The 623-nt window shown below is 61.3% G+C and carries 1 protein-coding gene; it reads left to right on the top strand.

Annotation, left to right across the window (positions count from 1 at the left end):
- Positions 1-623, top strand: a 623-nt coding sequence (locus NKJ55_RS35775; RefSeq protein WP_352453940.1) for an ABC transporter substrate-binding protein, incomplete at both ends; no start/stop codon positions are given.

The raw sequence follows: 623 nt of genomic DNA, 5'->3' as shown, positions 1-623 counted from the left end.
GCGAGCATCCCGACTATGTGGTGCTGCGCGGCTGGGGCGTGATGAACCCGGTTGCGCTCAAGACCGCGCAGAAGACCGGCTTCCCCGCCGATCACATCATCGGCAACGTCTGGTCGAACTCCGAAGAGGACGTGATCCCCGCCGGCGATGCCGCCAAGGGCTATACGGCCATCACCACCCAGGCATCGGGCGAGCAGTATCCGGTGGTCCAGGAGATCGTCAAAACGGTCTACGACGCCGGCAAGGGTAACCTTGAGGACAAGAGCCGGATCGGTTCGGTCTACCATAATCTGGGCATCGTTAACGGCATCCTCAATGTAGAGGCGGTCCGCATCGCGCAGGCCAAGTTCGGCAACCGCACATTGACCGGCGACGAAGTGCGCTGGGGCTTCGAGCATCTCAAGCTCGATCCGGCGCGCGTCGAGGCGCTCGGCGCTAAGGATCTGTTCCATTCCATCAACGTCTCCTGGGACAATCACGAAGGTGACGGCTACGTGACCTTCCAGCAGTGGGACGGCAAGAAGTGGAACGTCGTCTGCGACTGGATTGCGCCCGACTGGAAGCTGCTGCGTCCGATCATCGAGAAGTCGTCCGAGGCCTATGCCAAGGAAAAGGGCATCAAG

It is taken from the genome of Mesorhizobium sp. M0106 (assembly GCF_040322715.1).
Taxonomy (GTDB): domain Bacteria; phylum Pseudomonadota; class Alphaproteobacteria; order Rhizobiales; family Rhizobiaceae; genus Mesorhizobium.
This window is presented reverse-complemented; position numbering and strand designations above follow the sequence as displayed.